Origin of the sequence: Micromonospora sp. WMMD714, assembly GCF_029581315.1 — a bacterium.
Taxonomy (GTDB): domain Bacteria; phylum Actinomycetota; class Actinomycetes; order Mycobacteriales; family Micromonosporaceae; genus Micromonospora; species Micromonospora rifamycinica.
The window spans coordinates 6,404,355-6,428,394 of record NZ_CP120744.1 but is presented as its reverse complement, the minus strand read 5'-3'; the positions used below and the strand labels follow the sequence as shown (position 1 = coordinate 6,428,394).

Below are 24,040 nucleotides of genomic sequence, written 5' to 3'. Positions count from 1 at the left end.
GCCGATAGGCGACCGGCCGAGAGTCGGCCCATGACCATCACTCCTGACGAGCGCGAGGATCTGCTGGCCGCGGCACGGCACAGTGTCACGGAACGGCTGCTGCGCGGAGCCGCGCCGACCGCGAGCCCGGTGCAGACACCGGACGCCGCACGGTCGCCCGAGGAGCCCGTCCCGCTGTCGCCGGAGCAGCATTCTCTGTGGCTCGTCGGAGAGATGGTCGGCGCACACGCGGGGCTCTACAGCGTGCATGAGGTCGTGCGACTGCACGGGGCCGTAGAGGTCAGCAGATTGCGGACCGCGCTGGATCGTCTGGTGGCCCGGCACGAGGCGTTACGTACCGTCGTCGTCGAGACCGAGGACGGACCGATGCAAATCGTCCGCGCCCCGGGGCCGGCCGCCTTCACCGTGGTGGACCGGACCGAGCACGGAGGCGACCCGATGGCCTCGGTCCGGGCCGAGCTGGCGCGGCGCTTCGACCTCGCGGCGGGACCGCTGTTCCGCGCTGCTCTCGTCGAGGCGGACGGCGATCACCTCCTGGTGCTGCACCTGCACCACCTGATCGCCGACGAATGGTCCTGCCAGATCCTGGCCACCGACCTCAGCCGGCTCTATCGCGGCGTCGCGGACGTCGCGGCGCCGGGTCGCTACACCGACTACGCGCGCCGGGCCCTCGAAGGCGCTGCCGACGGCCGGCAGACCCACCTGGACCATTGGCGCCGGGCACTCTCGGATGTCGACCCGTACCTGGAACTTCCCATCGACCGGCCGCACCCGCCCGAACCGACATACCGCGGCGACGGGGTCGTGATGACCGTGCCCCCGAACACGGCGAACCGGCTACGGCAGGTCGCTGCCGAGGCCGGCGTGACGCCCTTCGTCGCGGTGCTGGCGGGGCTCGCGGCCACCCTTGGTGGCTACAGCGGGCAAACGCGTTTCGCGGTGGGGACGCCCATGTCGCGCCGTGGCACGGCCGGCACCGACGAGACTGTCGGGCTCTTCGTCAACACCGTCGCCGTTCCGGTCGATCTGGCTGACGGGCCGGAGCTGCGTGACCTCATGATCCGCCTGCGCCGGACCGTGGCCGGGGCGCTGGACCATGCCGACGTCAGCATCGAGGAGGTGGTCCGCGCGCTGAACGTGCGACGCACGCCGGATCGCAACCCGCTGTTCCAGGTGTTGTTCCAATACCTGGACGACCACGAGGACTGGTGGGACCTTCCGGGTATCACCACCGAGCCGGTCGACCTCGACGAGGCCACCGAGAAGTTCGAACTCACGCTGGTGGCGCGCGACGACGACGGCGCGATCCGCCTGGAGCTCCGGTACGCCACGGATCTGTTCGAGGCCGATACCGCACGGCGGCTGCTGCGCAGTCTGGTTGCCGTCCTGGAGCAGATGGCCGCCGATCCCGCACGCCGGACCGGCGACCTTGATCTGCTGGGGGCCGACGACCTGCACCGGCAGCTCCGGTCCTGGAACGACACCGAGGTGCCGCTGCGCGAGACGACCCTGGCGTCCCTGTTCGCCGAGCAGGCGGCCCGGACCCCGGATGCCTGCGCCGTCGTCGACGACCAGGAGACGCTCACGTACGCGGAACTGGCGCACCGAGTGAGCCGGGTAGCCGCGGGGCTGCGGCGAGCCGGGGTAGGACCCGATGTGCCGGTCGGGGTCTGCCTGCAGCGCTCGTTCAGGCTGGTGACCGCGCTGCTTGCTGTCGAGTGGGCAGGTGGCGCGTACGTGCCGCTCGATCCCGATCATCCCGACGGCCGACACGCGATGATCGTCGCCGACACCGGGATGTCCGTCGTCCTGGTCGACCAGGAGACCGCCGGTCGTTGGACCGGCGACGAGGTCGTCGTGCTGGACGTGGACCGGCAGGCGGCGATCACCGACGACGGCACTTCCGGCCTGACGGCAGTGTCACCGGACGACCTCGCATACATCATCTTCACCTCCGGCTCGACCGGGCGGCCCAAGGGCGTCTGTGTACCGCACCGGGGTGTGGTCAACCGGCTGCAGTGGATGCAGAAGGCCTACCCGATCGGCACCGGCGACACTGTCGTCCAGAAGACGCCGTTCAGCTTTGACGTGTCGGTGTGGGAGTTCTTCTGGCCGCTGACCGTCGGCGCGCGTCTGGTGGTCGCCGAGCCTGGTGGACATCAGGACCCGGCGTACCTGGCGGACCTCATCCGCCGCAGCGCCGCGACCGTCGTGCACTTCGTGCCCTCGATGCTCGCGGAGTTCCTCGCCGATCCCACGGTCGACGACCTTCCCAGCCTGCGCCACGTCATCTGCAGCGGCGAAGCCCTTCCGGCCGGGCTGGCGGATCAGGCTCGCTCCCGGCTCACCGCCGAGTTGCACAACCTGTACGGCCCGACCGAGGCGTCGATCGACGTGTCCGCGTACACCTGTGTGTCTGCGCCGGGCGAGGCGACCGTCCCGATCGGCAGGCCGATCGACAACACGCGGCTGTACGTCCTGAACGACGCCCTGCGCCCGATGCCCGTCGGGGTGCCCGGCGAGCTGTTCATCGGTGGTGTCGGCCTCGCCCGCGGATACGTCGGCCGGCCCGTACTGACCGCTGGCTCCTTCGTGCCCGACCCGTTCCACGGCGGCCGGATGTACCGGACGGGCGACGTCGCGCGGTGGCGTACCGACGGATCCCTCGAATTCCTCGGACGGATCGACGATCAGGTCAAGGTACACGGCCACCGCATCGAGCTCGATGAGATCGTTTCGACCCTGCTGGCCCGCCCCGACATCGCGCAGGCCGCAGTGGTGCCACAGCAGACCTCGGCCGGCGCTCTGCGGCTGGTCGCCTATGTGGTGCCGACGCCCGGGCACGTGCTGTCGGCGAGCGATCTGACGGCCCATCTGCGCGGCACGCTGCCGGAGTACATGGTCCCGGCCACGTACGTGCCCCTGGACGCGCTGCCGCTGACCTCGAGCGGCAAGGTGAACCGGAAGGCGCTGCCGGACGTGTCACCGGCAGCCGCATCGCGAGCGGAGCCGACCAGGCCACGCGACGAGACCGAGCGGGTGCTGGCCGCGATCTGGGCCGAGCTGCTCGATCTCGACTTCTGTGGCGTGCGGGACAACTTCTTCGACATCGGTGGCGACTCGATCCTGGCGGTGCGGATCGCCAACCGGGCTCGCGCCGCCGGCCTGCCGGTGACCCCGCGTCTGCTGCTACGGCACCAGACGGTGGCCGAGGTGGTGGCGGCGCTCCGCGCCACGGACGGCCCGGCCGCTGACGGCCACGGCGCCGCCCCGGCCCGCGCTGCCGAACCGCTACCGGACGGCGTGGAGTCCGTGCACCGGCTCTCCGCCCTCCAAGAAGGGATGCTGTTCGAGACGATCGCCTTCCCGGCGGAGAACCGGTACGCGCAGTACCACGCCTTCGATGTGGACCAGCCGCTCGACGAGGAGGCGCTGGCCTCGGCGCTGCGCGAGGTCTGCGCCCGGCACCCCGTGCTGCGCAGCCGGTTCGCCTGGCGCGGGCGGCCACATCCGGTCCAGGAGGTGCACTGTCGCGCAGAGCCGGAACTGGTCGTCCTCGACTGGCGCGCCGACGCGTCTCCGCGGCGGTACGAGGACTTCCTCGCCGAGGACCGGGCCGAACCGATCGAGCTGACCGGTCCGATCAACCGATTCACCGCGCTGCGCACCGGTGACTCGTCCTACCGGCTGGTGTGGCGGACCCACCACATCCTGCTCGACGGATGGAGCACCGAGATAGTGGTCCGGGAACTGTTCCAGATCGTCGGCGGCCTCCGCAACGGCACGTCCGTCGACCTCCCCGACCCGGTGCCGGCGGCAGCACATCGGGCGTGGCTCGCCGGACGCGACCGCGACGCGGACGCCGTGCACTGGCAGAAGGTGCTCGGCGGATTCACCACGCCGACCGCGCTACCGGTCAACCGGTTGCCGACGGAGGAAGGCGGCCGGGCGGGTACGGCGCTCGAACTGCTGAACCTGGACCGGGGCCAGCTGGATCGGTTGACCGAGGTGTCGCGCCGCTGGCGGGTGTCGCTGGGCTCGCTGGTGACCGCGGCCTGGGGACTGCTGCTGCGTCGGTTCGGTGGCGGGGACGACGTGGTCGTCGGGGTCACCGTCAACGGGCGGTCCGGGGACTTCCCTCGGATCGAACAGGTCGTCGGCCTGCTGATGAACACCCTCCCGGTCCGGATGCGGATCGGAGAGGGGATCACCGCCGGCGCGGTGGCCCGCGCAGTCCAGGATCAGATGGCCGAGTTGCACGAGCACGTCCACTGCTCGCTGGTCGACGCCAAGCGGCAGAGCGCGGTGCGGGCGGACGAGCGTCTGTTCGACAGCATCGTGGTGTTCCAGCACGAGGAGCGCGAACCGGCGCTGCCGCCGGAAGTGTCCCCGGTGCCCGGTAGCACCGCGCTGGACAGTGGCTACCCGCTGGTGCTGGACGTGACGGCGGGGGACGGGCTGTGCCTGCAACTGGCGTACCAACGCACCTGCGGCGAGGCGGAGACCATCCGGCGGCTGCTCGCGCACCTGGCGATCATCCTCACCGCGATCGCCGATGACCGGTCCGGCTCGATCGACACGCTCGACGCGTTGCCCGACGTCGAGCGCGAACGTGTGCTCCGGACATGGAACGACACCGACGCGTGGTACCCGTCGGAGACGTGCCTGCACGAGTTGTTCGAGCAGGCGGCTCGCGAGAATCCCGCCGCTACGGCGATCGTCGATGTCGACGGATCCTCGGTCTCCTACGCCGACCTGGACGAGTCCGCGAACAGGCTGGCGCACCACCTGCGTGCCCGAGGCGTCGGCCCCGAGCAGATCGTCGGCGTGCTCCTGGACCATTCCGTCGAGATGTTCGTGGCCCTGCTCGGCGTGCTCAAGGCCGGCGGCGCCTATCTCCCCCTAGACCCCGGCCATCCAAGTGACCGGCTGAAGTACTACCTGCGGGACAGCGGTGCCCGGCTCGTGGTGACCCGGGCCGACCTCGCGGCGCTGGCCACCGACGGCGAGAACCTGCCCGCGGTGCTGCTCGACGCCGAGGCCGCGCAGATCGCAGAGCGACCGGCCACGTCGCCCCAGACGGGTGTCACGGCGCGCAACCTGGTCTACATCATGTACACCTCCGGCTCGACCGGACGGCCGAAGGGCGTGCTGATCGACCATCGAGGTCTGATCAACTATCTGTGGTGGGCGCGTTCCGGCTATGGGATCGACGGCGCGGACGGCGCTCCGATGGTCGGCTCCATCGCGTTCGACCTCTCCGTTCCCAATTTCTTCCTGCCGCTGACGGCCGGGCTGAGCGTGACACTGTTGCCGCCCGACGAGGGCCTCGGAAATCTCGCCGACCTGCTCACCGAGCCGGCCGACTTCAGTCTGCTCAAGATCACGCCGGGGCATCTCGACGTGCTGCGTCGGATGGTGCAGCCCGACAGCGTCCATTCGGTGCGCACCTTCGTGGTGGGCGCCGACGAGGTGCGTACGGAAACCGCCCTGGGCTGGCGTAAGGCGGCTCCACGGGCACGGATCATCAACGAGTACGGCCCGACCGAGACGGTGGTCGGCTGCTCGACCTATGTCCTGCCGGACGAAGTCGATCCGGAGCTGCCGCTCCCGATCGGCCGGCCCATCGCCAACATCCGGATGTACGTGCTCGACCGTCACCTCTCCCCGGTACCGATCGGTGTGACGGGGGAGTTGTTCATCGGCGGTGACGGTGTCGCCCGTGGTTACCATCGCAGGCCGTCGGTCACGGCGGAGCGGTTCCTGCCGGATCCGTACGCGTCGGAGCCGGGCGCCCGGTTCTACCGGACCGGGGATCTGGCCCGGTGGCGCGCCGACGGGAACCTCGACTTCCTGGGCCGTTGCGACGATCAGGTGAAGATCCGCGGATACCGGGTCGAACTGGGGGAGATCGAGGCCCGGCTGCTGGCTCATCCCGACATCGTCGAGGGTGCGGTCGCCGCCTTCGCCCACGAGTCAGGCGACCGTCGGCTGGTCGCGTACCTGGTGCCCCGCCCCGATGGGCAGCTGCCGAGCGCCGTTGACCTGCAGGAATGGCTGGCCCGCGACCTGCCCACCTACATGCGTCCCGCACAGTTCGTCTGTCTGCCGGAGCTGCCGCTCACGGCGGCCGGCAAGGTCGACCGCAGCCGGCTGCCGGCACCGGGCCCGGTCACCCGGGATGAGGAAGCCGGGTACGTCGCTGCCCGCACCGAGACCGAGCGACGCCTGGTCAGTGTCTGGGAACAGGCGCTCGGTGTGACCGGGGTCGGCGTGCACGACGACTTCTTCGGGCTCGGTGGCGACTCCATCGTCTCGGTGCGGTTGGTCGCTCTGGCACAGGAGTACGGTCTCGCCGTCAACCCGCGTGACGTGTTCCGCCATCCGACCGTCGCCGGTCTCGCGGCCGTGGTGACCCTCGCGGAGCCGGCAGCGGCGGAGCCCGCTCCGGAGCGATCGGCTGCGGAGCCACCGGTGGCCGGGCCCGACCCACTCACCGGGCTGGACGACGAGGCTGCCGCCGTCCTGCGTACCCAGCTGAGGGAGTTGGACACGGCCGAGGTGTACCGGCTCACCCACCTGCAGACCGGCATGCTGCTGCACCGGCTCGCCGACCCGCAGCGGGACGAGTACTTCCGCCAGTTCATCTGGGACCTCGACGGCGATCTCGACGTGGGAACGTTCGTGACGGCGTGGCAGCGGGTCATCGACCGGCATGCGGCCCTGCGGACCCGGTTCATCTGGCAGGACCTGCCGCACCCGGTGCAGGTCGTCGTCCGCGCCCAGCCGATCGTGGTCGAACGCTGGGACTGCCGTTCCACTCCTGACGGCGAGCGCGTGGGCTGGCTGGAGCGGCTGGCCGCGGACGAACGGGAGCGCGGGATCGACCTCACCGCCGGACCGCCGATGCGGCTGGTTCTGATCCGAACCGGTTCGACGCGCCACCGCCTGCTGTGGAACGTCCACCACCTGGTGCTGGACGGCTGGAGCCGGTCGATCGTGAGCCGTGAGGTGCTGGAGACATACGCCGCTATGCGTACCGGCGGTGCCCTTCCGGCCGATCCGCCGGCACTGTTCCGTGACTACCTGTCCTGGCTCGACCGCCACCCGGCGAACCGGGACATGGGTTACTGGCGGCGAACGTTGGCCGGCCTGCGCGGTCCCACGCCGCTACCCGCCGTCGCAGCGGGTCGACGCCCGGGAACCGGCATCGGCGTCGAGGAGAGCACTCTCGCCGATTCGCTGTTCCAGGCTCTGCGCGACACCGCAGCTCGTTACCGGATCAGCCTGCCGAATCTGTTGCAGGGGGCGTGGGCGTTGCTCCTGAGCCGGCATTGCGGCACCGATGACGTCGTCTTCGGCACCACGCTGGCCGGCCGGTCCGCCGACGTGCCCGGCATCGACCGCATGGTCGGGATGCTGATGAACACCCTGCCCACCCGGATCGGCGTGTCCCCGGACATGTCGATCGGCGACTGGCTCACCGAGGTGCACCGAGGCCGCCTGACCCAACAGGAGCATGCCGGCGCATCCCTGGTGGAGATTGCCCGATGCGTCGATGTGCCCCGCGGAGAACGGCTGTTCACCAACCTGTTCGTCCTGGAGCGCGCCGCCGACGAGGAGGAGGGCGAGTGGGCCGGCCTGCGGGTCGACCAGAGCGACGGCGCTCCGGGCGAGACCGCGTACCCGTTGGTGCTCACCGTGAGCGTCGCCGGTCACCTCGAGCTCGGACTGAAGTTCGAGCACGCAGTCTATGACCGGGACGCGGTCGCGGAACTCCTCAGGCACTACCGAATGCTGCTCGAGGCCGTCACCGTTGCGCCCGCCGACGACCCGGTCGCCGCGTGGCGCGAAGTCGTACCCGCGCCGGTCGTTCCGGAACCGGCTCCGGCCGCGTCGTCGGGCGCCGCCGGGCCGGCCGGGACGGGGCTCGCCGCCGCCGTCACGGAGGCCGAGCGGGTGCTCGCGGAGATCTGGAAGGGCGTGCTGCGCCTCGACCGGGTGGGGCCAGAGGACGACTATTTCGCCCTCGGTGGCGATTCGGTCCTCGCCTTCCAGGTTGTCACCCTGGGGCGGCGTGCCGGCCTGTCGATCACTGTGCAGGACGTGCTGCGCGACACCAGGCTGCGAGACCTGGCCGCCACCGTGGCGCCGGGCGCGGCGGTGGAGGTGGCGGCCCCGCGTGCCGAGCACCCGGACCCCTGGTCGGCGGTACCGCTCACTCCGGCGCAGCATCGTCTGCTCGACCAACGTGTGCCGCACGACCACTACAACCAGTCGGTGCAGGTGGACTGGCACGGCGCCGCCGATCCGGGCCGCCTGGGACGGGCTCTGCGGGCGCTGACCGCCCAGCACGACGCGCTGCGGTTGCGTCTCGACCGCGCCGCGCCCGACCGGCGCCAGCGGGTCGCGCCGGTGTCGGACACCAATCCGCTACGGGTGGTCGATCTCGGCACCCGGACAGCCGATGAGCGACGGGACGAGATCCGGGCCATCGCCGATCGGCTGCACACCGGTCTCGACCTGGCCGACGGCCCCCTGCTCAGGGCGGCACTGATCCGGGCCGACGGATTCGACGACCGCGTCGTGGTGGTGGTCCACCACTGGGCCGTGGACACGTATTCCTGGCGCATCCTGCTCGACGACCTCGCCACCGTGTACCGAACCGACGATCCCGCCGCGCTCACGCCGGTCCCGACCTCGTTCGGGCAGTGGGCCACGCGGCTCGCCGCGTACGCGAGCAGCGGGAAGCTGGACGAGGAACGCGAGTTGTGGCAGGCGGTGGCTCGCGAGCCGGCGGCGCCACCGCCCGCAGTTGATGTAGGCGGCATCAATCGTGAGTCGGCGACCCGCACGGTCGAGGCGGTGCTCGATGAAGCGGACACGAGCCGGCTGACCCGCAGGGCGGCGCACGGGGTGCCGATGCAGACGCTGGTGCTGGCCGCTCTCGGGGACGTGCTGGTGGAATGGGCCGGCGGCGGCCTCCCGGTCTCGGTCGACATCGAGGGCCACGGCCGCGAGCCGCTGTTCGATGATGTGGATCTCTCCCGCACCGTCGGCTGGTTCACCGCCAGGTACCCGGTGGTCGTCCGGCCGGTCGGCCGGGGTGGCGTCGACACGGCGGTGGACGCCCTGGCCGACACCCTGGCGGCGATTCCGCACCATGGGATCGGACATGGACTGTTGCGTCACCTGGCGGGCCAGGCCGATCTGGCATCCAGGTCGTGGGTCAGCCTGACCCACTTCGGTCATCTGCTCGACCAGGGCGACGGTGCGGGCCTGTTCCACGGCGTGGACGACGACTCGACGGCCCGGGCACCCGCCGGTGAGCGCCGCTACCTCCTGGACGTCAGGTCGTGGGTGCGAGACGGCCGGCTGCACGTCGACTGGACCTTCCCGGCCGGAAACGTCGAGGAGCGGGTGGGACGCCGGCGTCTTCAGGAGCACCTGCAGCGACTTCGCAAGCTGGCGGCACCGGCCGACCGGCCGGTTCCGGCGTCCTGGCAGCGCCTCGAGCCGGGCTCGGCACTGATGGCCGCCGCGCGTCGGCGGTGTCAGGCGCCGGCGGTGAGTGTCGCGGTGATCGCCGACGGGCAGGTCGCCCGGGCCTGGGGTGAGGGAACGACCGACGCCCGTGGGGGTGCGGCGGTCGATGCCGAAACGATCTTCCAGGCCTGTTCGGTGAGCAAACACGTCACCACGGTGGGCGTGCTGCGGCTGGCCATGGACGGCGTGCTGGACCTGGACGCGGACGTGCGTACCCACCTGACAGGCGGGTTGCGCGGCGCGTCGGGACCGGTCACCCTGCGGGGCCTGCTGGGCCACGTGGCAGGGCTGGTGCAGTACGGCCACCCGGGCCATGAGCAGGCGGACCCGCTGCCCACCCTCGCCGACATGATCCTGGGTCGGCCGCCGGCCGCGACACCGCCGATCGAGATGACGGGCGCGGCAGGGACGTTCGGCTATTCCGGAGCGAACTTCACCGTGGTGCAGAGCGTCCTCCAGGCGGTCACCGGCGAGCCGTTCGCCGAGACGATGCGACGGTTGGTGCTCGATCCGCTCGGCATGCGTGACAGCAGCTTCGACCAGGCGTTCCCGCACCTGCGGCCGGGCCGTGTGGCGCACGGCCACCGGGACGACGGCACGCACCTGCCCGGCGGCTGGCGAGTCTTCCCCCAGCAGGCCGCGAGTGGCCTGTGGACGACCGCCGCCGATCTGGCCAAGGTAGCGGTGGAGATCCGGGCAGCTGCCACCGGCGAACCGTCGCGGGTGCTCGACCGGGCGTCCGCGCAAGCCATGATCACGCCGGAGGTGCCGGGCGGTCGGTACGGCCTGGGCTGCGTCAGCAAGGTCGTCGACGGTCACCGGTGGTTCGGTCATCCCGGCGATCGGCACAGCTTCCAGTGCATGACCGCGACGGATTTCGACGACGGAGCGGGTCTGGTCGTCCTCTCGAACATCGGGGGGAGGCCATTCCTGGCCGATCTGTTCGCGGAACTGGAATTCCCCATGCCGCCGACGCTGTGACCAACGATCCGGTATCGCGCCGACCAAGGGAGAAAAATGATCATCGCATCGGGATCGGCCCGCGCCGCGTTCGATGGCCGGCCGGTGCAGGTCGGCCGTGGCTGGGCCTATGGCACCTTCGGTGAGCTGCTTCAGGGCGTGTTGCCGGAACCGGGTACGGATTTCCTGGTAACGCTGCCGATCAGGCGGGGATGTTCGGCGTACTTCGAGTTACACCCAGGCGCATCGAGGGTCGAAGTCGCACCACGGAGCAAGACGAAATCACGGGCAGTGGCCGAGGCCATGCTGCGCCGGTACGGCGTGTGGGGCGGTGGTCGGCTCACCCTCGACGGCGATCTCACCGAGGGCAAGGGCCAGGCGAGTTCCTCGGCCGATCTGGTGGCCACCGTGCGGGCGGTGAGCGAGGCGATCGGGGTGACGCTCACCCCGGCCGACATCGAGTCACTGCTGCGCCCGATCGAGCCCACCGACGGGGTGATGTATCCCGGTGTGGTGGCCTTCCTGCACCGGCAGGTCCGGCTGCAAGCGATGCTGGGTCATTTGCCGGCAACGACGATCGTGGGCGTGGACGAGGGTGGCCAGGTCGACACGGTCGACTTCAATCGCATTCCCAAACCGTTCGGCCGCGCCGAGCGGCGGGAGTACCGCAGCCTGCTCGATGAGATCACGGTGGCGATCGGCAAGGGGGATCTCGCGACGGTCGGCGCCGTGGCCACCCGGAGCGCGCTGCTCAACCAGCGGCTGCGTCCCAAGTCGATGCTCGGCGACCTGGTGGCCCTCTCGGCCGCGACGGGCGCCCTCGGGGTGGTCGCCGCGCACAGCGGAACGATCCTCGGCCTGTTGCTCGCCGACGACGACCCCGACTACCCGGACAAGCTCGCCCGGGTACGGTACGGCTGCCGCGCCCTGGCCGGCCGGGCCTGGGTCGACCGATCCATGCCGACGATGCCGCAGTCGACCGATCTTCCCACCGGATCCCGCTCTGGGCCGGGAGCCCGTTGACGGTTCGCCGGTCGGTCCGCCGCCCGATGTCGTCCGGTCAGGTCGGTGATCGCTATGGGTCTACTCAGCCTCCCCGGTTTCTGGAAAGCGAATCTTCGGGTCGGCATACCGGCCGCTCAAAATACATAACGCCGCCGCGTAGTCAGGGCTCATAGGCGGACCGAGAGTGATCGCTGGTCCTACACAGCGGATTGTTGAACGCTCGACGGCCCCGCTCCGAGCTGTTACGCTCACGATTCGGACAGTGATCAACGGCAATGGCCTTGCCCATCGCCAGGGGTGCGAGGGCGATTTCGCCGCGCGTCGCAAGGTGTAACAGACGGAGCCGAGACCACGGGGGACTGCGGCTGTGATGAACTTCGAGATCCTCGGCACGCTGGGGGTGAAAGGCCCGACAGGCACAGCCACCATCCGAGCGGCGCGGCAGCGCATCGTCCTGGTGATGCTGCTGCTCGAGGCGGGCCGGGTCGTCCCGGTCGACCGGCTGTCCACAGCCATCTGGGACGACGCCCCACCGCAGACCGCGCGAGGACAGATCCAGATCTGCGTCTCCGCGCTGCGGCGGGCGCTCGCCGACGTCGGCCTGCCGGACCGGCTGGAGACCTGCGCTCCGGGCTACCTGATCCACGCCGGGCCCGACGAGGTCGACCTGCTCGTCTTCGAGCGGCTCGTGGCAGAGGGCCGACAGAGCGCCGAGGAGCAGCGGCTCGATGAGGCGATCGGCCGCTACGAACGCGCGTTGAAGCTCTGGCGGGGCGACGCGCTGGCCGGGGTGGAGAGCCGGCTGGTGGCAGCTGCCGGCGCTCGCCTGGAAGAGATGCGGTTGCGGGCGGTCGAGGAGTTCATGGACCTGAGACTGCGCCAGAGCGGCCACCAGGAGATGATCGCCGAACTCGCCGACCTGGTGGCGTCCAACCCGCTGCGCGAACACCTGCGGGCGCAATTGATGCTCGCGCTGTTTCGCAGCGGTCGCCAGGGGGAGGCCCTGGCCTGCTACCGCGACGGTCGCCAGACACTCGTCGACGAGCTGGGCATCGAGCCGAGCGCCGAGCTGCGCGAGGTCGAACGTGCGGTCCTGGGCGGTGAAACCGACTATGAGCTGGATCCGAGGGCCGCGACCCAGCCTGCCGACGTCACGCCGGCCGACTACCGCCCGGCCCGGCTGCTCCCGCCCGACATCGGTGACTACACGGGCAACCGGCCGTTGCTCGACCGGCTCCAGGAGATAGTCACCGCGGAACCGGATGACGGGAACGCGGCGCCCCGGATCATCTCGGTCTCCGGCACCGGCGGTGTCGGCAAGTCCGCCCTGGCGATCCGGGTGGCACACGCGACGAAGGACTTCTTTCCCGACGGGCAGCTCTACGCCCGGCTCAACGGCAACAACACCCCGCTGGGCGCCGCCCAGGTCCTGGAGCGGTTCCTGCGTGCCCTCGGCGTACCGCACGTGATGATCCCCGGCGGCATCGAGGAGCGTGCCGAGACATTGCGAGCCCTGCTCGCCGGGCGGCGCGTGCTCATGGTTCTCGACGAGGTCGCGGACGAGGAGCAGGTCCGCATGCTGGTGCCCAACTCCGCCCCCAGCGTGGTCATCCTGACCAGCCGCCGCCGGCTCACCGCCTTGCCGGCGGCTCACCACGTGGAATGTCCCTTGCTCGAACCCAGCGACTCGGTCGAGTTGCTGGCACAGATCGCGGGGCCCGGTCGGATCTATGCCGAGCCGACCCAGGCGCTGCGACTGAGCAGTATGTGCGGCCACCTGCCGCTGGCGCTGCGCGCGGCAGGCGGGCGACTCCTCATCCGGCCCCACTGGACAGTGGCTCGGATGGCCGAGCGATTCGCCGACACGAGCCGGCGCCTCGACGAACTGTCGCATGGCGAACAGAGCCTCCGGGCCAACATCGCTCCCAGCTACGAGTGGCTCAGCGACCCGGCACGCCGACTGTTTCGGCTGCTCGGCGTGCTGGAGGCACGCGATTTCCCGGAATGGATCTGCGCACCCCTGCTCGGCTCGGACGACGACGCAGGTGCGGAGGCGCTCAGCGAGCTGGTGACGGCGCAGCTGCTGGAGGTCGAGACCCCGGTCGGCGGCCGAGCCCGGTTCCGGATGCACGGCCTGATCCGGATCTTCGCCGCAGAACGCCACGACGCGGAGGACCGAGCCGAGGATGGGGCCGAGGCGCTGCGCCGGGCTCTGGGCGCGTGGCTGTATGTCGCGGAAAAGGCCCACCGCAGCGAGTACGGAGGCGACCACACCGTCCTGCACAGTGACGCGGTTCGCTGGAAGGTCGATGAGACTCTCTGCGAAGAACTACTGGCCGACCCGCTCGAATGGTTCGCGGTCGAGAAGGATGCCCTGGTGGCGATGGTCGGTCAGGCCGCTGACCTCGGCGCCGACGACCTCTGCTGGGACCTCGCGGTGACGCTGGTGACCATTTTCGAGGTGCGGTCGGAATTCGTCGAGTGGCGGGCCACGCACGACAGCGCGCTCGCCGCGGTGCGGCGATCGGGCAACAAGTACGGCGAGGCCGCGGTCCTCTACTCCATGGGCGCCCTGGCTGCCGCGGAGTACCGCCTGGACGACGCGGCCCGGTTGTCCCGTGCCGCCGACGAGCTCTTCGTCGACCAACGGGTGCTGTACGGCCGGGCGCTCGTCCTGCGCAACCTGGCCTTCATCGATCGGGCGCAAGGCCGCCACGAGGAGGCCCGGCGCAAGTACGAGCAGGCGCGTGAGTGGTTCAGGTTCGCCGGTGACGTGATCGGGGAGGCCCACGTCTTGTCCGGGTTGGCCCAGCTGGCCGTCATCGCCCACGACCGGCGTGCTGCGCTCGGGCATCTCACCGAGGCGATCCGGCTCACCGAGGGACGGAGCCGCCGGATGGAGGCACAGTTGCGGTACCGCCTCGGCGAGGTGGCCCTGAAGGGTGACGACATCGGCACCGCGCTCGACTGCTTTCACGATGTCCTGGAGATCGTCGTCGAGTACGGCGACCGGATCGGCGAGGCCTACGCGCGCTACGGCCAGGGCCTGGCGCAGACCGCGGCCGGCGATGCGGATCGTGCCGTCGGCACGCTGCGCCAGGCGGGCAAGGTCGCCGCGGAGAGCGGCGACCGGATGGTGAGTGCCCGCATCCAGCTCGCCTGGGCAGAGGCCGAGTACGCGATCGGTTCGCGGGACATGGCCGCGCGCCTGGCCGGCGCCGCGCTGCAGAGGTTCCGTCAGTTGGGCGACCAGGTGTGGCAGGCCCGAGGTTTGCGCCTGCTCGGCGACACCATCGCGGACACCGCGACGGCGATGGCGGCCTGGCGGGAGGCGCTGACCATACTCGGTAAGGTCGATTCACAAGATGCCCGTGACCTCGCCGAGGAACTGGTACGCAGGCTCACCTCGGCCTCCTTGGCGTTCCAGGTCGGCGAGGCCTCCTGAGCGGTCCGGCGGGGCCGGGCAGATCTGCGGTCACCCCCAGTTGGTGTCCGTGCGGCCCGGGGCGGTGGCGTGGTGCGAGCGGGCCGGGGTGTTCGGGATCGAGTACATGGTCGTCACTCCTCGACGGGTGGGGCGGTGTGATCGCACGACTGTCTACCGTGGGCTCCCGGCGCCGTTCAGCCTCGGCTCGGAATGGGTGATCACCTTGGCGAGGCGGCTCACCGCCTCGTGCACGTCACCGGTGGTGACGCCGCAGTGGATGACCGCGCGGATCCGGCCGTGCCCGAAGGTGTTGACGGCGACGCCGGCACTGGCGGCCATCCGCACGACCTCTTCCGGGTCCCGTCCCGCGACCCGGAAAAGAATGCTGTTGGTCTGTGGTGGGTCCAGCGTGACACCCGGGATCGCGGCCAGCCCCTCGGCCATCAGCCGCGCGTGGGCGTGGTCCGTGCTCAGGCGCTCGGCCGCCTCGTCGATCGCCAGGATGCCGGCAGCGGCGATCACGCCCGCCTGTCGCATTCCGCCGCCGAGCATCTTGCGGATCCGGCGGACCCGCAGCAGCGTGGCCTCGTCGCCGGCCACCATTGAACCGATGGGTGCGGCGAGCCCCTTGGACAGGCAGAACTGCACCGTGTCGGCGTGCTGGGCCAGCTCGGCCGGCGGTACGCCGCGCGCCACCGCGGCATTGAAGATCCGGGCACCGTCCAGGTGCACCGCGACGCCGCGGGTCCGGGCCAGCGCGGCGACCTCGGCCGCGTACCCGTCCGGTAGCACCACCCCGCCGCAGCGATTCTGCGTGTTCTCCAGACAGATGACCGCCGCCGGGGCGAACTGTGGATCCTCGTCGTCCTTCGGGAACGCCGCGGCGACCGAGGCCAGTGGCAGAGTGCCGTCGGGAAGGTTGCGGATCGGCTCGTAGGAGATGCCACCGCATACCGTCGCGCCGGCCGCCTCGTACAGATAGATATCGGATTCCGACCCGACGATCGCCTTGGCCCCGCGCGGGGCGTGAGCCATCAGCGCAGCCAGATTGGCCATCGTCCCGCTCGGCATCAAACAGGCGGCTGCCTTGCCGAGGCGGTCGGCGGCCAGTCGCTCCAGTCGCAGCACGGTGGGGTCCTCGCCGTAGACGTCGTCACCGAGCGGGGCGGTGGCCATCGCCGAGCGCATCGCGGCAGAGGGCAGCGTGAAGGTGTCACTACGCAGTTCGATCATGGTTGACCTCGATTCGCAGATATCCGAGTGCGGCGTCCAGCGCCTCGCTGACCTCGTGGCCGGAGCTGCCCACCGCAATGACGTGCCCGAGCCGGTCATAGGCGTTACGCGGCGGACGAACGGCGGTCCCGGGTGCGGCCGTCACCGCCACGTCGACCACGCCCGGCGTCCGGCGGGCCGCAGTAGTGCCCTCGACGGCGGTGAGCCGGCCGGTGCGACCGGCGGTGAGGAACGCGATCCCGGCGGTGCGGTCCCGTGCCGGACTGAGCTGGACCGGGAGCCGGCACGCCGCGCGCAGGTGTTGCTCGACGATGTCCACCCCGGTGGCCAGCCGCACGAGCTCGGGGATCATGCCGCCGGCGGGGCGCGCGTTGATCTCGACGATGGACGGGCCTGCCGAGCCGAGCCGTACCTCGGTGTGCGTCGCGCCTTCCCGGATACCCGCCGCGGACAGGGCACGGGTGACCAAGGTCAGCACCTCGGCGTGCAGGGCCGGCGGAAGAGCCGCGGGGAAGACGTGCCGTGCCTCGACGAAGTGCGGCGGTGCGAGCGTGGACTTCGCCGTGACGCCGAGACAGGTGACCATGGCGTCGTGGCTGAACATCTCCACCGACACCTCCGGCCCCGCCACGTACTCCTCGACCAGTGCCAGCCTGGCGGTCGCCTGGCCGCGCACGTTCGTGGTGACCGCCAGGATGCACTCGACCTGGTCCGCCGTCTCGGCGAGGTCGTGGCAGAGCCGGACGTTGTTCGAGCCGGAGTCGTCGATCGGCTTCACCACGCACGGCAGGCCGGTCACGGCGATCGCGGCCGGGATCTCGTCGGTGGCGGCGACCACGGCGTACCCGGGCTGGCGCACCTCGGCCGCGCTCAGCATCCGCCGTGTCGCCGCCTTGTCGCGGCACACGGCGATCGCCTCCGGCGGGTTGCCCGGCAGGTCGAACGAGGCGGTCAGCTCGCTGACCTGCGGCAGGTAGAAGTCGCTGGTGGTCGCGATGCCGGCGGGCGACGAGAGGTTCGCCTTGATCGTCCGGGCCAGCTCCGCAGTGTCGTCGGTGTCGCAGACCACGGTGCGGACGCGGACGTCGGGCAGCCCGCGGTAACGCTGGGGCGAGCTGGTGAACAACACCGGCTCCACGTCGAGGCGGGCGGCCGTCCGAATGGCCGTCATGCCGGTGCCCGTGGTGTTCGCCTCGATGAAGCCGAGCTGGCGGCGGTGGTTCCGCCCGAGTTCGGCGAACGACCAGGCGGTCACCACGGTGCCGTACGGAACCTGCACCGGGTGGCTACGAGGCTGCGTCTCCGGCCGGTGCCGATAGACCGACTCCACGTACCGGTCGCCGCGGTCGGGGAAGATGCCCACCAGCGTCGTCCCTTCGGCGGCCTGCCGGGCCAGGTGGGTGAGGACCCGGTACACCGAACCAGAAGTGTTGCCGGCGAAGATCTGCTGCTCCCGGGCCAGCGCCCGGGTCGCGGCGAACGCCTCGTCATCGGACAGCCAGTGCACCTCGTCGAGCACGGCGTAGTCGATGTTGTCCGGTTGCAGGCTGTTGCCCAGTCCGCTCTGCAGGCGCTCGGGACGGTCCGGTTGGGCGAACAGCATGCTGCCGACGGCGTCGACGCCGACGGAGGTCAGCTCCGGCCGGTCGGTGCGCAGCGCCGCCGTGGTCCCGCACAGCGAACCGCCGCTGCCCACCGCGCCGACGAGCACATCGAGGCCATCGATGTCCTCCAGGAGCTCGTCCGCCAGGGCGCGGTACGCCAGCGGGTTGTGCGGGTTGTGGTACTGCTGCGGCCAGAAGGCACCGGGCAGGTCGTCCATCAGGTGAGCGAGGCGTTCCAGCCGGGCACTCTGCCAGCCCGCTCCGGTCATCGCCTCGACGACGTGCACCGCGCAGCCCAGCGCCTCGAGCTTGGTCAGGGTGATCGGATCGATCCGGGGATCGGTGACGATGTGGACCGGATGACCGAGATGGTTGCCCACCAGCGCCAGCCCCAGCGCCATGGTGCCGGACGAGCTCTCCACGATCGGCGCGCCGTCGACCAGCGTGCCGGCCTCGCGTGCGCGCAGGACGACCTCCTTGGCCACCCGGTCCTTCATCGCCATCAGGTTCTGCATCTCGAGCTTGGCGTACGCCCGCACCCCGAGGGCTGCCGGAATCCGCAGCCGGACCAGCGGGGTATGTCCGATCGCCGCCGTCACCGAGTCAAACAACATGGTGTCCTCGCAGTTGGTCTTCCACGGCGTTCACCGCAGAGGTCGTCGCGGAGCGGCGGTGCCGTCCCCATGCCGCGTGCTCGTCGAGTTCGGCGCACTGGACGGCCAGGAGGCGACGTACCGCGTCCGGACCGGTTGATCCGTCGGACGTCCGTGACGCCAGGTCGGCGTCCACGTCGAACGCCTCGGTCAGCAGGTCCGTCGGCTCCGTCACCGGGTAGCCGGCGGCCAGCCTGCGCAACAGCGGCCCGTCGGGCTCGCCGGGGGAGCGGCCCGCGTCGACGGCCGCCGCGATGTACCGGCCGGCCACCACCTGCGCGTGCCGCCATGGCAGTCCCGCTCTCAGGGTGAGCAGATTGGCCAGCCGGAAGCCGCCGAGGTGGTCACCGGCGCACGCATCCCGCATCTGCTCGGGCCGGAAGCGGAGCTCGGCGAGCACGGTGCTGGTCAGCCGGAACACCGATCCAGCCTGGGCGAACAGCGCATTCAGGTGACTACCAGCCTCCTTGGAAACCTCGACCATGTTGGCGTACGGAGTCGCGCGCTGGACCATGGCCACATCGAGGTGCAGCGCCGTCAGGTGTGCGCTCCGGCCACGGATCCGTTCGAGCACCGGGAAGTTGCGCTTCTGCGGCATGGACGAGGAGATGCCCACCATCGAGTCCGGAAGGTCCACCAGGCGGTAGGCGCCGCTGGCCCACGCCATCAGATCGGTGGCGAAGCGGCTGAGGACCACCCCGTAGGCGGACAGATCCCCGCCTACACGCAGCGCCCACCCACGGGAGGCCACCGCCATCAGGGCGTGCCGGGTCGGCCGATCGAAACCCAGGAGCGTCGCCATGCGGGGCAGGTCCCAGTCCAGCTGTTGACCGGCCATCGCACCGGCGCCGAGCGGGCACTCGTCGACCGCGTCGTAGGTCGCACGCATCTGCCGGATGGTCCGCAGCGACTCCTCGACCAGGGCGGCAAGGTAGAAGCCGGGCGTGACGACCTGAGCGGCCTGCAGGTGTGTGTATCCGGGCATCGGCAGGTCGACGCCGGCCGCCGCGCGGTCGGCGGCGGCCCGAGCCAGACCGACCAGACTCTCAATGAGCGCGGCGAGCTGCGATCGGCCGTACAGCAGTTGGGCGCAGGCCTGGAGATCGTTGCGGCTGCGGTCGACGTGCCATGCGGCCGGCACAGGTTCCGGTCCGCCCTGGACGTACCGTTCGATGGCGAACGCGAGGTCGGACATGTTGCCCTCCGGATCGGCGGTGATCTGTTCCGGGGTCAGCTCGTTCAGCCGAGAGACCAGCGCGGCCGACTGGGTGTCGTCGATCAACCCCATTCGCCGGTACTCCAGCAACAGGACCTTTTCGATCAGCACGTACCAGGGCAGGAGCGTGCGGGCTTCCTTCTCGAACTGCGGGCGCAGGATCTCTTCGTGCAGGACGTCGGCCGGGGGAGCGTCGACACGCCCGGTGAACCTCACCGGTCCGCCCCCTCCAACAGGCGACGCACCGTGGTCAGGAGTACGTCCGCCCCGGCCAGCAGATGTTCCGGCTCGGTGTGCTCACGGGGGGAGTGGCTGATCCCGTCCCGACTGGGTACGAAGATCATTCCGACCGGGCCCGCCGCAGCGACGATCTGCGCGTCGTGACCGGCGCCGCTGTGCATCGTCAGCACGGGAAGTCCGTGCTCGGCCGCGGCGTCGGTGATCGCGGCGCTGAGCCGGTGGTCGGTGCGGACGGGAGCGGCGCGCATGCGGACGTCCACCCGCGCGTCGATGCCGGGTCCCAGCGCGGCCACCGCCGCCAGGACGGCGCGTTCGGCGTTCGCCAGCCGATCGAGTGAGCCGTCCCGGATCTCCACGGTCAAGGTGACGGCGCCCGGGATCACGTTGGTCACGTTCGGCCGGACATCGAAACGGCCCACCGTCGAGACGGCGCAGAGCCGGCGCACCCGGGCGATGTCCTCGATGGCGAGCGTCAGGCGGGCACCGGCTACGAGCGCGTCGTGCCGATCGTCCATCGGGGTGGTTCCGGCATGATTCTGCTCGCCGGTGACCGTGATCTCGAAGATGTGGCGCCCGGTGATCGCCTCGACCAATCCGAGCGGGACACCGGCCCGTTGCAGCACCGGACCCTGTTCGATGTGCAGCTCGAGGAAGCCGCCGAGCCGGCCGGCCGGCCACACGGCCGAGGACAGGGCGTCGATATCGCCCCCGGCAGCCCGCAAGGCGTCGCGCAGGGGAAGCCCGGCGCTGTCCACCAGACGCTCGGCATGTTCGATGGGACCGACCATCGCCTTCGATCCGAAGAAGGGGTACCCGAACTCGGCGCCCTCCTCGTTGGCGAAGGCGACCGCCACCGGCTCGTACGCAAAGGAGCCGTCTCGTTCGTCCAGCCGTGCCAAGGTCTCCAGGGCGGCCACGACGCCGTATGCCCCGTCGAGCCGGCCGCCGTGTACCACGCTGTCGAGATGCGATCCGAACAGCAGGACCGGCCGGTCCCGGTCCGCCTCCCGGCGTCCGATGAAGAGGTTCCCGGCCGCGTCGACGGTGGCGCGCAACCGGAGCATCCGCGAGCGCTCGCAGAGGTATCGCCGGGCGGCGTGATCCGCCTCGCTGAAGCCGGTCCGAGACACTCCGCCCAGCTCGTCCGCGCCGAATCGGGCCAGCTCCGCCAGGTGGGACAGGAACCGCCGACGGTCGATCATGGAAGCCGTCTGGTTGAGTTTCAGCACCGTGCACCTCCAGCCGCCTGGACTCCCTCGACCGCGGTCAGCGCGGAGGTGGTGTCGGGGCCGGCCAGGTGCGCGGACCACGCCACGAGATCCGTCAGCCCGGACCTGCCGCCACAGGTGATGCGGTGACCGCGTCCACCCGACCGGCGCCCGAATCGGTCGGCGGCGGCGGGCGCGCTGCGGTCCTGACTGCTGTTCGCGCCGCCGAGTACGCAGACCGACAACGGCGTTGGTGCTGCTGCCGCCATAGTGAACATGTCTATCCGCCGCCCTCTCGACAAGCCGGTTCACACCAGCCGGTGGGTGGTGCAGCACCGATACTCACTGCCGGGCCTATCGGCGTGCTGTCGGCTCGTGCCGTCATGAGGACGCGATCGCAGGCCGACGGTCGACCGAGGCGGAAGCCCGGCGAAAGCCATGGTTCGTACAACAGTCGTGACGGTCGTGGTGTCGGTGGGACGGCTTCAGCAGTGACCGCCGGCCACCGCGTCGGACCGCATCGCCGAGGGGGAGTGACCACCGTATGCGCTATCTGGAGCCGCCGGAGGTCGATCTATTCCTGCAGGATCTGCGGGACGGGCCGTCGCGGCGGTTCCGCCGGGTCGTCGTCCGCTATGCGTCCGACGGGATAAGTGTCGACAGTCTGGCGGCGGCCCAACAGCGATTGATCGACGACGTACCCGAACTGGCCGATCGGGTCCGTCGTGACCAGGGTGGCTGGCGCTACGAGCCGTGCCCGGTAGCGCCGGAGGTCTATGTGGAGACCCATCAGATCGACATCGAGGACGAGGCCGCCCGCACGCGGCTGAACCTCGAGCGTGACCGCCCGCTGGATCCGGTGATGGGCCCGCTCATCCGGATCAGTGTGCTGCGTTACCGCTCCGGTGACGCGCACCTGCTGCTGGCGCTGCACGAACTGGCCGCCCGGATGCGCTCGTCCAGGGCGGTGATGCGGTCGTTACTGGCAGTCGCCACCCCGGTTTCCCCGCCGGCTGGGTGACCTCACCGCCACAGACCAACTGGCCGGCTGCCCACGGGCAGCCGGCCAGTTCTCGTGTTTTGACCATCGGGGGGATTCGTGGTGGTCGAGGTCTAGCGGAATGGGGAGGACCCTGTCCATGATCTGAGTTCTCACACAAAGATCATCAATGGGCAGGGTCCTCGATGAGGAGCGTAACGGCTACCGGTGTTGGTGACGGCGAGTTGGGCCGGATCTTGTTGGATGCATGGCGGCGGGAGTTGTACGAGGGCGTCCTGGCGTCCCGGTCACGGACGTTGTTCACGCTGGTCGACGAGCTGGCCGCCGATCAGGGCCGGTGTGGCTGTCCGGCGCATCTATCGCTGGGCACCGTCACCGGGCACGCCGCGGCGTACAGGGCGTTGCGCGACGGCGAGGTGGACACCGGTCGGGCGTTGTGGGCGGCGTGCCGGATCGCCGCTCGGTCCGGCCTGCCCCGGGTGTATGCCGTCGACACCACCGCGTGGCCACGGCCGAACGCACCCACCAGCCCGGACCGGCAGCCGCAGTACACCCTGGGCGGCCCGCGTGGCGCGGCGCTAATCAGGACCGGCTGGCGGTATCAGCACGTCGTCCGGTTGACGCTGACCCCGGACTCGTGGGTCGTGCCGGTCCTGACCGACCGGATCGCCTCCGGCGACGACCTGGTGGAAGTCACCGTGGACCACATCGCCCGGGTCTGCGCCCAGGACGGCGCCCGCCCGGCCGATCCGTCGCTGTTCCTGCTGGATTCCGGCTACCCCGCCGCCCGGATCACCCATCTGCTGCTTGAGCGCAGGATTCCCGCGGACGTCCTGGTCAGGCTGGCGACCTCGCAGACCATGTGGACCAGACCCGAACGCCGGGCCGCTCACCCACTCGGAGGCCGGCCCCGCCGGCACGGGTTCCGACTGGCCCTGCGCGAACCCGACCTGACCCCTGACGCCGGTGTCAGCGGACCACTCGACATCTACGGCATCGTCACCGTTCGGGCCTGGCATCAGGTCCACCCCCAACTCACCCGCGCCAGCCGCGGATTCACCGACCAGGGCACCCTCCCGATCGTCGAGGGCACCGTGCTACTCGCCCGAGTCCAGCACCTGCGCCCCAGCCGCCGCGCCGGCGACCTCGCACTCTGGTACTCCGGCCACCGCCGCGACCTACTCACCCTGGTCATGACCTACCTGGCCCGCTTCGACATCGAGCGCTACTTCCGCTACCTGAAGACCACCGCCCACGCCCCGGACTTCCACCCCCGCCAACCCGGCACCCTGACCACCTGGCTCCGCCTACGCCTACCTACACCTGTTCTGCACCCGCAACCACACCACCCACCACCGGTTGCCCTGGGAACCCGCCACCACCACAACCCCGACCCCCGGCCAGACACGCCGGCAGGTTTCGCCCGCGCTGCGCAACGCCTGGCAACCACCAGGACACGTGAAACCCGGCCACCCCGGACCCGGACGCCCTACCGCAAGACGCCGCAAACGCCGCACTCGCTACCCAGTCATCCGCCGCAACGCCGTCCACAAGGGCAAATGACAGCCCTCAACCACACCACCACGAACACACCCCCACCACACCGCCAGACCACCCTGCCCACAGAACGGTCAAAACACGAGAACTGGCCGGCTGCCCACGGGCAGCCGGCCAGTTCGTCGTGCGGGACGAGGGCTACAGCGGGGCGACCAGCCGATCACCGGCGTGGTCGACCACGAACTGGTCGATCGCGGCGATGGACCGGAAGTTGCGGATGTCGAGGTCGTCCCCGGCCACCGTGATGCCGAACGTCTGCTCCACGAACATGATGACCTGCACGGCGAAGAGGGAGTTCACGTAACCGTTGGCGAAGATGTCCTCGTCGTCGGCGATGCCGTCGGCCTGCCGCCGGACGAACGCACGGATCGTGTCCAGGTGGTTCTGCATG

The 24,040-nt window shown here is 70.5% G+C and carries 9 protein-coding genes; 4 read left to right on the top strand and 5 right to left on the bottom strand.

The window, feature by feature from the left end; translation table 11 throughout:
* Positions 1-30 precede the first annotated feature (30 nt).
* The 3 genes from O7625_RS27320 to O7625_RS27310 all read left to right on the top strand — a co-directional run bounded on the left by O7625_RS27320 (position 31) and on the right by O7625_RS27310 (position 14,956).
* Positions 31-10,527, top strand: a complete 10,497-nt coding sequence (locus O7625_RS27320) for a non-ribosomal peptide synthetase (RefSeq protein WP_282342677.1) — start codon at positions 31-33, stop codon at positions 10,525-10,527.
* A gap of 36 nt (positions 10,528-10,563) precedes the next feature.
* Positions 10,564-11,529, top strand: a complete 966-nt coding sequence (locus O7625_RS27315; RefSeq protein ID WP_281593045.1) for a kinase — start codon at positions 10,564-10,566, stop codon at positions 11,527-11,529.
* Positions 11,530-11,881: 352 nt separating this feature from the next.
* Positions 11,882-14,956, top strand: coding sequence for an AfsR/SARP family transcriptional regulator (locus O7625_RS27310; RefSeq protein WP_282342675.1), 3,075 nt, complete (start codon positions 11,882-11,884; stop codon positions 14,954-14,956).
* Between the two features lie 153 nt (positions 14,957-15,109).
* Here the strand turns inward: O7625_RS27310 and O7625_RS27305 are convergent, their stop codons facing one another.
* The 4 genes from O7625_RS27305 to O7625_RS27290 are packed head-to-tail and all read right to left on the bottom strand — an operon-like array spanning position 15,110 to position 21,113.
* Positions 15,110-16,171 (bottom strand): GntG family PLP-dependent aldolase, encoded by a 1,062-nt coding sequence (locus O7625_RS27305; RefSeq protein ID WP_282342674.1) that lies wholly within the window; start codon positions 16,169-16,171, stop codon positions 15,110-15,112.
* Positions 16,155-18,389, bottom strand: coding sequence for a pyridoxal-phosphate dependent enzyme (locus O7625_RS27300; RefSeq protein ID WP_282342673.1), 2,235 nt, complete (start codon positions 18,387-18,389; stop codon positions 16,155-16,157). Before O7625_RS27300 ends, O7625_RS27305 begins: the two co-directional genes overlap by 17 nt.
* On the bottom strand, positions 18,379-19,860 hold the full coding sequence (locus O7625_RS27295; RefSeq protein ID WP_282342672.1) for a lyase family protein: 1,482 nt from the start codon (positions 19,858-19,860) through the stop codon (positions 18,379-18,381). Before O7625_RS27295 ends, O7625_RS27300 begins: the two co-directional genes overlap by 11 nt.
* Positions 19,857-21,113, bottom strand: coding sequence for a Zn-dependent hydrolase (locus tag O7625_RS27290; protein ID WP_282342671.1), 1,257 nt, complete (start codon positions 21,111-21,113; stop codon positions 19,857-19,859). The genes O7625_RS27295 and O7625_RS27290 overlap by 4 nt, the downstream gene beginning before the upstream one ends.
* 523 nt (positions 21,114-21,636) lie before the next feature.
* Between O7625_RS27290 and O7625_RS27285 the strand changes: the two genes are divergently transcribed.
* Positions 21,637-22,113 (top strand): hypothetical protein, encoded by a 477-nt coding sequence (locus O7625_RS27285; protein WP_141714744.1) that lies wholly within the window; start codon positions 21,637-21,639, stop codon positions 22,111-22,113.
* 1,674 nt (positions 22,114-23,787) lie between these two features.
* On the opposite strand, the gene O7625_RS27280 is transcribed toward O7625_RS27285, so the two are convergent.
* Complete coding sequence (locus O7625_RS27280) at positions 23,788-24,039, bottom strand: phosphopantetheine-binding protein (RefSeq protein ID WP_091606476.1); 252 nt, start codon at positions 24,037-24,039, stop codon at positions 23,788-23,790.
* Between the last annotated feature and the right edge of the window lies 1 nt (position 24,040).

What these genes read in the sequence shown, in the direction of transcription:
- O7625_RS27320 (WP_282342677.1), top strand. Translation starts at nt 31, where the DNA reads ATGACCATCACTCCTGACGAGCGCGAGGATCTGCTGGCCGCGGCACGG.
- O7625_RS27315 (WP_281593045.1), top strand. Translation starts at nt 10,564, where the DNA reads ATGATCATCGCATCGGGATCGGCCCGCGCCGCGTTCGATGGCCGGCCG.
- O7625_RS27310 (WP_282342675.1), top strand. Translation starts at nt 11,882, where the DNA reads ATGAACTTCGAGATCCTCGGCACGCTGGGGGTGAAAGGCCCGACAGGC.
- O7625_RS27305 (WP_282342674.1), bottom strand. Translation starts at nt 16,171, where the DNA reads ATGATCGAACTGCGTAGTGACACCTTCACGCTGCCCTCTGCCGCGATG.
- O7625_RS27300 (WP_282342673.1), bottom strand. Translation starts at nt 18,389, where the DNA reads ATGTTGTTTGACTCGGTGACGGCGGCGATCGGACATACCCCGCTGGTC.
- O7625_RS27285 (WP_141714744.1), top strand. Translation starts at nt 21,637, where the DNA reads ATGCGCTATCTGGAGCCGCCGGAGGTCGATCTATTCCTGCAGGATCTG.
- O7625_RS27280 (WP_091606476.1), bottom strand. Translation starts at nt 24,039, where the DNA reads ATGCAGAACCACCTGGACACGATCCGTGCGTTCGTCCGGCGGCAGGCC.